The sequence below is a fragment of the Streptomyces sp. NPDC059002 genome (assembly GCF_042740435.1).
Classification (GTDB): Bacteria; Actinomycetota; Actinomycetes; order Streptomycetales; family Streptomycetaceae; genus Streptomyces.
The window spans coordinates 61,207-71,232 of record NZ_JBHYJI010000051.1 but is presented as its reverse complement, the minus strand read 5'-3'; the positions used below and the strand labels follow the sequence as shown (position 1 = coordinate 71,232).

The 10,026-nt window shown below is 69.3% G+C and carries 6 protein-coding genes; 2 read left to right on the top strand and 4 right to left on the bottom strand.

All coding sequences use genetic code 11. The features are described from left to right. Positions 1 to 1,015 precede the first annotated feature (1,015 nt). The 4 genes from ACFWZ2_RS33345 to ACFWZ2_RS33330 all read right to left on the bottom strand — a co-directional run bounded on the left by ACFWZ2_RS33345 (position 1,016) and on the right by ACFWZ2_RS33330 (position 7,405). Positions 1,016 to 2,680 carry an ABC-F family ATP-binding cassette domain-containing protein gene (locus tag ACFWZ2_RS33345; RefSeq protein ID WP_384552093.1) on the bottom strand — a complete coding sequence of 555 codons (1,665 nt, stop codon included), beginning with the start codon at positions 2,678 to 2,680 and terminating at the stop codon, positions 1,016 to 1,018. A 98-nt stretch (positions 2,681 to 2,778) separates the two neighbouring features. Further along, entirely contained in the window at positions 2,779 to 4,413 is a 1,635-nt protein-coding gene (abc-f, locus tag ACFWZ2_RS33340; RefSeq protein WP_384552091.1) for a ribosomal protection-like ABC-F family protein, read from the bottom strand. Positions 4,414 to 4,696: 283 nt separating this feature from the next. Then, positions 4,697 to 6,634, bottom strand: coding sequence for a KedN5 family methylcobalamin-dependent radical SAM C-methyltransferase (locus ACFWZ2_RS33335; RefSeq protein WP_384552089.1), 1,938 nt, complete (start codon positions 6,632 to 6,634; stop codon positions 4,697 to 4,699). A gap of 81 nt (positions 6,635 to 6,715) precedes the next feature. Further along, on the bottom strand, positions 6,716 to 7,405 hold the full coding sequence (locus tag ACFWZ2_RS33330) for a class I SAM-dependent methyltransferase (RefSeq protein ID WP_384552087.1): 690 nt from the start codon (positions 7,403 to 7,405) through the stop codon (positions 6,716 to 6,718). A 526-nt stretch (positions 7,406 to 7,931) separates the two neighbouring features. On the opposite strand from ACFWZ2_RS33330, the gene ACFWZ2_RS33325 reads away from it, so the two are divergent. Continuing rightward, the gene (locus ACFWZ2_RS33325) at positions 7,932 to 9,002 is read left to right on the top strand and encodes a glucose-1-phosphate thymidylyltransferase (protein WP_384552085.1); all 1,071 of its coding nucleotides are present in this window, start codon (positions 7,932 to 7,934) and stop codon (positions 9,000 to 9,002) included. Beyond that, complete coding sequence (gene rfbB / locus ACFWZ2_RS33320) at positions 8,987 to 9,952, top strand: dTDP-glucose 4,6-dehydratase (protein WP_384552083.1); 966 nt, start codon at positions 8,987 to 8,989, stop codon at positions 9,950 to 9,952. Before ACFWZ2_RS33325 ends, rfbB begins: the two co-directional genes overlap by 16 nt. Positions 9,953 to 10,026 lie beyond the last annotated feature (74 nt).

Genomic DNA, 10,026 nt, shown 5'->3' with positions numbered 1-10,026 from the left:
CACCGGTCAGCCGCAGGGAAAACGCGCCGTTGTAGGTCGGCGACGGGCCTTCGAAGCGGTCCACGAACCAGAGTCGACGCTGTGCGAACGATAACGGGATCATTGTGTCTCCAAATCGGCGGAACCATCGGCAGTTCCATCGGCAGATCCATCGGTAGTTCCATCGGTAGGACATGGGGGGAGCGCCTCGGCGCTCGGAGCAGGTGGAGCGGAGTGCTCGGCTCGGGTGGGGCAGAGCGTTTGCCCGGGCGACGCCGATCGCCCGACCGGGCAGCCGGGTGGCCGTCGCTGCCGTCCCGTTTCGGTCAGCGTGCGGGTTCCGCCGTACGTCAACCCGGAAGAACCCGACCGGTGTTCAGCCCGCCGCCATGCCCTCCCGCAGGCTCTTCGGGCGCGAGTCGGTCCACTTCCGCTCCGCGTACGCCAGGCGTTCGGCCCTGGCCGCCTGTCTGAAGTCGAAGTGGTTCGTGCCCAACTGCCACCGTCCTTAGGCGTTGCGGGGTGACGTGAAAGGGGAGATCGCCAGGCCAGGCGCCGGAACGGCACCGGGCGGAGGTGCGCCGATCGCTGCCGTCCTGCCGACAGGACACCCGGCGGACACCCGGCGCGCGAGGCGATCTTCGGAACGAGACGCCACCGTAGGAGCCGATCGACAAACGCCGCAAGTGTGGAGGAATCACTGGGCTGGCGACCCGGTCGAACGCCGGGAAGCGCCCGGCCCACCGTGATGGACGCATCCACCTCCATCCCGCCTGTCTGGGTGCTGGCCATGGTGGTGCGACCGGTGCGCGCGGTGGGCTATAGTGGATCTTGAGCGGTCGCCGGAACTCCCGGTGGCTGAGCATGCGTTGGTGGTCCAAGGAAAGACGCCCCGCTTCCTGCGGGGAAATGCAGGTGCAAGGCCTGCCCGGCGCTCCGAACCGAGTCCCCACCCCGTGAAGTCGGGGTGGGGACTCGTGCGTTGTGCGGTGCGCCCTGGAGCGGGCTCCCGCAGAGGGCCGAGGGCCGAGCCGGTCTACACCGCGCGGGCCGCCGCGTCCTCCCGCTGTCCCGGTCCGCCTCCCGGCCCGAGGCGGAGTTCGCGGCCCTCCCATCGTCGGCGCAGCCAGCGGTCGTGGCTCGCGAGGACGATCGCGCCCGGTCCGCCGCCCAGGGCCTCCTCCAACTCGTCGCACAGGCGCGGGGAAAGATGGTTGGTCGGCTCGTCGAGCAGCAGCAGGTGGGGCGGGCGGGCCATCAGGAGGGCGAGTGCGAGCCGTCGGCGCTGCCCGACGGAGAGTCGGCCGACGGGCTTCTCCAGGTCCGCCGTGTGCAGCAGGCCGAGCGAGCTCAGGGGCACCTCCTCGGCCCGTGCCGGGCCCAGCGCCAGCACATAGGTGTCATGGACCGTGCGGTCGGGCCGGTCGAACACGGTGTCCTGGGCGAGCAGCCCCACGGTGAGACGACGCCGCCTGCGCACCACGCCCTCGGCGGCGAGCCGTCCGGCGAGCACGGAAAGCAGTGTCGACTTGCCGACGCCGTTGCCGCCCGTGACCAGGAGCCGGTCGGTCGCCGACACGTCCAGAGCGTCGAGAGCGAGTCGGTCAGGTACGCGTACGTCCCGCAACGAGACCAGGGGCCGAGGGTCTGTCTCCGCCGTCGACGCCAGGGCCCCGGTGGCGAACCGCAGCGGGCTCGGCGGCTCGGCGACCCGGACGCGCTCCAGCTCGTCGAGGCGCCGGGTGGCGTTGCGTACGCGGCGGGAGATCTGGTTCTGGACCCGGCCCGCACGGTGGCCGTAGCCCATCTTCTCGTTGTCGCGCCGCCCGCGGTCCGGCGCGACCAGGCGTGCGGTCACGCCCGCCGCGTGACGCAGTTCTGCCAGCTCCGCCTGCTCCTCCGCGTACCGCCGTTCCCAGCGCTCGCGTTCGGCGCGCTTCTCGCCCAGGTAGGCGCTGTAGTTGCCGCCATGGCGGACCGGACCGTCCGCCGACGGGTCGAGGTCGATCAGGTCGGTGCAGACGGCGTCGAGGAACGTCCGGTCGTGGCTGGCGGCCACCACGGTTCCGGGCAGCTCGCGGATCTGCTGTTCCAGGAAGGCGGCGGCATTGTCGTCGAGGTGGTTGGTCGGCTCGTCGAGGAGCAGCGCCGAAGGACGCCGGACCAGCAGCGCGGCCAGGGCGAGGCGGCCGCGCTGCCCGCCGGACAGCGAGCCGAGCGTACGGTCGTGTCCGAGCGCGCCCAGGCCCAGGCCGTCGAGGACCAGGGCCGCGCGGCGGTCGGCGTCCCAGGACTCACGGTCCTGGGCCTGTTCGAGACGCCTGCCGTAGGCGGCGAGGAGTTCGTGGTGGTCGGGGGTGTCCTCGGGGACGCGGGCGAGTTCGGCGCCGAGCCGTTCGAGCTGTGCGAGGTCCTCGCGGGCCTCGCACAGCGTGTCGTCCAGCACCGTGGCGATGGTCGACGCCTCGTCGAAGGGCATCTCCTGGTGCAGGAATCCGAGGTCGCCGGGGCGGGAGACGCTTCCCGCGTCGGGTTCGTCCGCACCGGCGAGCACCCTCAGCAGGGTGGACTTGCCGACGCCGTTCTCCCCGATCAGGCCGATGCGGTGGCCGGGGGACGCGGTCAGGGAGACACCGTCGAGGACACGTCGGCCACCGAGGTTGCGGACGAGGCCGTGGGCGAGCAGAGCGGGTACGGGCATGGGAATCCGTCCAACGTGATCGGTCGATCGGGCGATTGAGCGCGGCGGTCGGCCCGCCGGGCGCACGGCCTCGGCGGGCCACTTCGCACGTCGGCGGATCACACCGCGGGAGCCCCGGTCTCCTCGAGCACTCCGTCGGCGAGCCGCAGCCAGCGGTTCACGCCGATCTCGGCGAGGAACCGCTCGTCGTGGCTGATCACCACGAAGGCGCCCTGGTAGGAATTGAGCGCGCTCTCCAGCTGGCCCGCGCTGACCAGGTCGAGATTGTTGGTCGGCTCGTCGAGCAGGAGCAGATGGGGCGCCGGTTCGGCGCACAGCACGCACGCCAGGGTGGCGCGCAGCCGCTCGCCGCCGGAGAGCACCCCGACGGGAAGGTGCGCCCGCGCGCCCCGGAAGAGGAAGCGGGCGAGCAGGTTCATCCGCTCCGCCTCGGGCCGCTCCGGCGCGAACGAGGCGAAGTTCTCCGCCACGGTGCGGTCCAGGTCCAACAGGTCGAGGCGCTGCGAGAGATGGGCGATCCTGCCGTGGCCGCGCCTGACCTCGCCGCCGCCCGGGGCGAGGTCGCCGGTGACCAGTCGCAGGAGGGTGGTCTTGCCCGCGCCGTTGGGTCCGGTCAGCGCGATGCGCTCGGGGCCGCGGATGTTCAGGTCGACGCCGCCGTCGGTGAACACGGCGCGTCCGGCATGGTGGACCTGCATGCCCTCGCCGAGGAAGAGGTTGCGCCCGGCGGGCACCTGTGTGTCGGGCAGTTCGAGGGTGATGCGCTGCTCCTCGCGCAGCGCCCGCCCGGCCTCGTCGAGCCGCGCCTTGGCCTCGCCGACCCGGGCCGAGTGCAGCTGCCCCGCCCGGCCGGCGGACTCCTGCGCGCCGCGCTTCATGGTGCCGGCGAAGATGCGGGGGAGACCGGCGTTCTTGAGGTTGCGGGCGGCGTTGCTCTGCCGCCGCTCGGCACGTTCGCGGGCCTGCTGCATTTCGCGCTTCTCGCGCTTCAGCTCCTGCTCGGCGTTGCGGACGTTCTTCTCGGCGACCTCCTGCTCGGCGCGTACGGCCTCTTCGTACGCCGTGAAGTTGCCTCCGTGGAAGCGCAGTTCGCCGCTGCCGAGTTCGGCGATGCGGTCCATGCGGTCGAGCAGCGCGCGATCGTGGCTGACCAGGAGCAGGCAGCCGTGGAAGTCCGAAAGGACGTCGTAGAGCTTGTGCCGGGCGGCCGCGTCGAGGTTGTTGGTCGGCTCGTCGAGCAGCAGGACGTCGGGTCGCCCGAGCAGCTGGGCGGCGAGTCCCAGGGACACGATCTGGCCGCCGCTGAGCGTGCTGAGGCTGCGGTCGAGGGTGAGGTCGGCAAGGCCGAGGCGGTCGAGCTGGGCGCGGGTGCGTTCCTCGATGTCCCAGTCGTCGCCGATGGTGGTGAAGTGCTCCTCACTCACGTCACCGGACTCGACGGCGTCGATCGCGCGGACCACCGCGGCGATGCCGAGCACCTCGGCGACCGTGAGATTCCCGGTCAGCGGGAGGCTCTGGGGGAGGTACCCGAGCGTGCCGTCGACCGTCAACGAGCCGGTGGCGGGCGTGAGGTGACCGGCGATCAGCTTGAGCAGCGTGCTCTTTCCGGAGCCGTTGGGAGCCACGAGACCGGTACGTCCGGTGGCCACGGTGAAGGACAGGTCGTCGAAGACCGGGGTGTCGTCGGGCCAGGCGAAGAAGAGATTCGAGCAGACGACAGCGGCGTCGGACATGGGGAATGACCTCGCGAGGATCGAGGGCAGACAGAGTTCTGCCCCGGGAAGTGTGGGAGAAGGGGGTACGACAAAGCGGCCTCGGCACCGGCGCTCTCACAGCGCCGTCCGACGGCCGTCACAACCGGGTCTCACCCGGAGATGTCGTCTTCACCCGCCACGTCTGCGACTCCTCGCTCAACAGTTCAGTTCGTGCGCAGCCTAACAGGCGTCACGTTGCGCCTGATCGGGGTCGGGCGCAGCGTGACACATGCCGCTTGGCGGTGTGGGGGATGCCAGGCAGTCAGGAGGTCTTCGATGCAAGGCTCAGGGACCCCGGTGATGCGGGGGCCGGGGTGTCCGGTGCCAGCGGGGTCGCCGTCGCGAAGTAGTGCGCTCCGGTCTCGTGATTGTCGAGGTGGAGGTAGAAACCGCGGCGAGAGCGGAATTCATACGTGGTCGGCTCCGGCTCGGGAGGCGTGAGCACACCCGCGGCGAGCCGCTCGTACGAGGCCATGACGTCGAACGGAAACTTCGCCGGGTCCTTGAGCACATACTCGTCGCCGCTCTCGTCGACGCGCCAGGCATCGGGCACGCTCGCCCCCGGCGGCTGGTAGACGGGGCGGGAGTGGCGTTCGAAGCGATACAGGTGCGGACCGAACTCGGCCCATTCGGCCGGGAATCGGGAAACGACCCGTTCGTTCCACCAGCGTTCGATCTCCGCGTCGAGTTCCGGATCGGAGTACAGCATCCGATGCCCGGCGGCGACGGCCGGCGATTCGGCGAGCACGGGAAACGTCTCGCCGAACGCCACCACGGACGGATGGTCGGAGGCCTCGATCCACTCCATCAACGAGCGGATGACGTGGGACTGAGGCATTCCCGCGAGGAGCCTCGCCGGATGCCACAGCCGCTTGAAGTACTGGTTCTCGCCCAGGATGCGGGCCAGGAACATGAAGCGCTGCATCGCGAAGTTCTCGGCGAGGGTGGCACTGCGGCTGGCCAGCACGTACTCGAAGTCGTCCGACTCCCCGCGCACGGTGACGAAGCCGTGGAGCTCCCGTTTCTCGCTGTAGTCCGTGTTGGGCAGCAGGAGCAGCGGATAGACGGCGATGCGGGGCACCTTCTCGGCGATGCGGTCGTAGCCGTCGAGGAACGAATCGACGGTTTCACCGGGGGCGCCCCAGATCAGCTCGACGAAGGATTCCATGCCCTCGGCGGCGAGCCATTCGGCGAGGTCCTGCCACTGGTTGAGCTTCATGTTGCGCCGCCGCATGTCGGTGAGCGCCTCGTCGGAGAGGGTCTGCAGGGCGAGCGTGAAGGAACTCTTCAAGCCGTTCTGTTTCAGGGTGCGTACGATGCGGTGGAAGCGCTGCGACTTGTTCTTGGCCCAGTTGGCCTCCAGCGAGGTCGGAAACCCGTACTTCTCGCGGATCTTCAGCAGGTCCTCGGTGAACTCCTCGTCGGCTTCGAGCATTCCGAAGTTCGCGTCGCACAGGAACACGGTGGGGACCTGGTGGTATCCGAACAGGTCCAGTTCGGCGGCAAGCCGGTCCCGGGAGAAGGAGCGCACCCGCTGACCGGTCGCCCCGCCCCAGTAGCAGAAGGAACAGCGGTACGGGCAGCCCCGGTTGGTCTCCATCAGGGCGAACTCGTAAGGGAAGTGGCCGTTCTTGTCGAGCAGCGGGATCGTTCCGGTGAGGAACGGCGAAGGGATGATGTCGAGGTCGTCGATCCTGTCCCGGTCGGGCGTGGTGGAGAAGTCCTTGTCGGGCGTGCGGAACGAGAGTCCTGACACGGTCGAGAGATCGGGGGAGTGCCGGTCGGCGAGGACGGCCGCGATCAGTTCGCGGAATGTCAGCTCACCCTCGCCGTTCACCACGATGTCCACGTCGGGGCATTCCCGGAACACCTTCTGGGCCTGGTGGCTCACGTGATTTCCGCCGAAGACGGTGAACCCGTCGGGCTTCAACTGCTTGTGCACTTCGGCCAGCAGGGAGAAGTTCCGGTAGTTCCAGCCCACCACGGAGAACGCGAGGACGTCAGGGACGTCCTCGTGGAAGATGGCCCGCGTCATCTCGTTCACGGGCCATCCACCGCGCATGTTGTGGATGCGTATGTCGACTTCGGGACCTATGTCGGGATCGGCGTCGAGCACTGCCTTGAGATAGCCGGCCGCCAGGGGCATCGAGTCGACGGGAAGGTCCCAGGCGCTCTGCTGTACCAAGCCGATCTTGAGCATGTGCGGTTGCCTCCATGGCTGAAGTCCGTGAGATGTCGCCGGGGCGTGCGAGGCGCAGGCAGAAGCCCTCTGTGATGCAGCTCAGGCGTTCTTGGTGGCACGCAGGCACCGACAGGCGATCGGCAGATCGATCGTCCGGTCCCCGGACAGATCCAGTTCCTCTCGCACGTACGCAGCCACCTGCTCGTCCACGGCGCTCCGGGCGTCGACCGGCAGCGCGATCGCGCTGGCGTCGGTGCCCAGGAGCCCCACGATCTCCTCCGCGGTCACCGGCTGCGACCAGGTCATACGCATCTCGGTGAGTGCGGAGAACAGCGATCCGGTCGGCGGATCCACGGCCTCCCTGGTCGGCGCCGCGGTGGTGCCCGCGGGGCCGTCGGCGAGAGCGCGGGCCCGCAGCGCACGGGTGAAGCGGTCGAGTTCGGCCACCCAGGGAACGGAGACGTCCCGGTGGTTCCACGCCACACCGAACGTCCCGCCGGCGCGGAGCACCCGCGCGATCTCCGGGACGGCCCGCTGCGGATCCATCCAGTGCCAGGCCATGGAGATCAGTACGGCGTCGGCCTGCCCGTCGGGCAGCGGGATCTGCTCGCCGGTCCCCGAAAGGGCCCTGGCCGCCGGGCAGTTGCGGCCGAGGGTCTCCAGCATCCGGGGGTCGGGTTCCACCGCGACGACGTGTTCCACGCGATCCACGAGGCTCCGGGTCAGCGCACCGGTGCCCGCGGCGAGGTCGACCACCGTCCCGCAGCCGTCGGGGACGAGCCAGTCCACGGCCGCCTCGGGCAGGCCGGGCCGAAACCTATCGTAACGATCGACGATTTCGCCGAACGACAATCCTCTGGTCGCGTGTTCCGGAGACGCATTCACTCCGCAGTCCAGACGTGCAGCATTCTGGCTCCTCTCCGATTTCCTCGCACGCTTTTCGTGCCCTGTGCACCCATTGCTCCGAAACTGCTTATTCAGTATCGTCGAGGGGTGTCGGGAACGGTGTCGCAGACCAACTCACGCCCAAGAACGGGCCGTTGCTGCCAGATTAATAGTCCATGGTGACCCTTCCCCCTGCCTATTGGCTCTTCAGCCACGGGGAACCGGCCGCCGTCAGTTGACCGACCCGACTCCCACCGGGCACGCCAGGAGTTTCGGAGCGATAATCGCCGAGCCTGTTTCTCCGATTGCCTTCACAACTCGGATCACGATCGGGCCGGGCTGTCCTACACTGAGCGAACTGCCGAACATCCCGCCGCTCGACGATGGTGAGCGCCCCCGTTATTGAGCGGTGCGGAGAGGGAGAGATGAAGTGAAAGCTTTGGTTCTCGCCGGAGGTTCCGGAACCCGCCTACGGCCGATCACCCACACCTCCGCCAAACAACTGGTGCCGGTGGCGAACAAACCCGTGCTCTTCTACGGCCTGGAGGCGATCGCCGAGGCGGGGATCACCGACGTCGGCATCGTGGTGGGCGACACCGCGCAGGCGATCAAGGACGCCGTCGGGGACGGATCGGCCTTCGGCCTCGACGTCACCTACCTGCCCCAGGCGGCCCCGCTCGGCCTGGCGCACGCGGTGCTGATCGCCCGCGAGTACCTGGGCGACGACGACTTCGTCATGTACCTCGGCGACAACTTCCTCATCGGCGGCATCTCGGAGCTGGTGGAGCGGTTCCGCACGGAGCGCCCCGCGGCGCAGATCATGCTGACCAAGGTCGCCGACCCCCGTCCGTTCGGCGTGGCCGAACTCGACGCCGAGGGACGGCTGATCGGCCTGGAGGAGAAGCCCGAGAAGCCCAAGAGCGACCTGGCGCTGGTCGGCGTCTTCCTGTTCACCGCGGCGGTGCATCCGATCGTGGCCGGTCTGACCCCCTCGGACCGGGGTGAGCTGGAGATCAGCAAGGCCATCTCCGGCCTGGTCGACGCCGGTCATCCGGTGGCGACGACGATCACCGAGGGCTACTGGAAGGACACCGGCAACGTCGCCGACATGCTGGAGGTGAACCGGCTCGTCCTGGAGGCGATGGAACCCGAACTCGCCGGTGTGGTCCGCGACTCGGAGCTGATCGGCCGGGTGACCGTGGCGCCCGGCGCCGTGGTCCGCAATTCGCGCATCGTGGGCCCGGCCGTCGTCGGACCCGGCAGCGTGGTGAAGGACTCCTACCTGGGGCCGTTCACCTCGGTCGCGGAGGACTGCCAGATCATCGACAGCGAACTGGAGTACTCCGTCGTCCTGCGGGGGGCCGTGATCCGCGGCGTGCGGCGCATCGAGGCATCCCTCATCGGCCACGAGGTGGAGGTGACCCCGGCGCCGCGGACGCCACGGGCACATCGGCTGGTCCTCGGCGATCACAGCAAGGTGCAGATATGCGCGTACTCGTGACCGGCGGCGCGGGCTTCATCGGATCGGCCTATGTGCGCGAGCTGCTCTCCGGCGCCTACCCGGCCTGGCGGAGCGCCCAGGTGACCGTGCTCGACCTGCTCACCTACGCGGGCAACCTCGCCAACCTGGCGCCGGTGGACAGGCGGTTCACCTTCGTGCACGGCGACATCGGCGACCGTGCCCTCCTCGAGCGGGTGGTGCCGGGGCACGACGTGGTGGTGAGCTTCGCGGCCGAGTCCCACGTGGACCGCTCGATCGCCGGAGCCGCCGACTTCATGCGCACCAACGTGCTCGGTGTGCAGCGGCTCTTCGACGCCTGCCTGGAGGCCGGTGTCGCTCGCGTCGTGCACGTCTCCACCGACGAGGTGTACGGCTCCATCGGCTCCGGATCCTGGGACGAGACCGCGCCGCTCGCCCCCAACTCGCCGTACGCGGCATCGAAGGCGGGCAGTGATCTGCTCGCGCGCGCCTATCACGTCACCCACGGGCTGCCCGTGGTCATCACCCGTTGCGGCAACAACTACGGGCCGTACCAGCACCCGGAGAAGGCCATCCCGAGGTTCGTGACCCGGCTGCTCACCGGAGGCACGGTGCCGCTCTACGGCGACGGCGGCAACGTACGGGACTGGATCCACGTCACCGACCACTGCTGGGGCATCCAGATCGCCGCCGAGCGGGGGGAGGTCGGCGAGGTGTACCACGTCGCCGGTACCCACGAGCTGACCAACGTCGAGCTGACGGACCGGCTCCTCGCCGCCTGCGGGGCGGGCTGGGACCGGGTGGAGAAGGTGCCGGACCGTCTCGGCCACGACCGGCGGTACTCCCTGACCGACGCGAAACTGCGGGCACTTGGCTACGCCCCCCGGGTCCCGTTCGAGGAAGGCCTTGCCAAGACCGTCCGCTGGTACGCCGAGAACGCCATCTGGTGGCAGGAGACGGGACCGTGCTGAACACGCCTCCCGACGCACCGTCCAACACCCCGTCCGTACGCAGTAGTTGCACGATTCACGCTGTTGCGGCGACG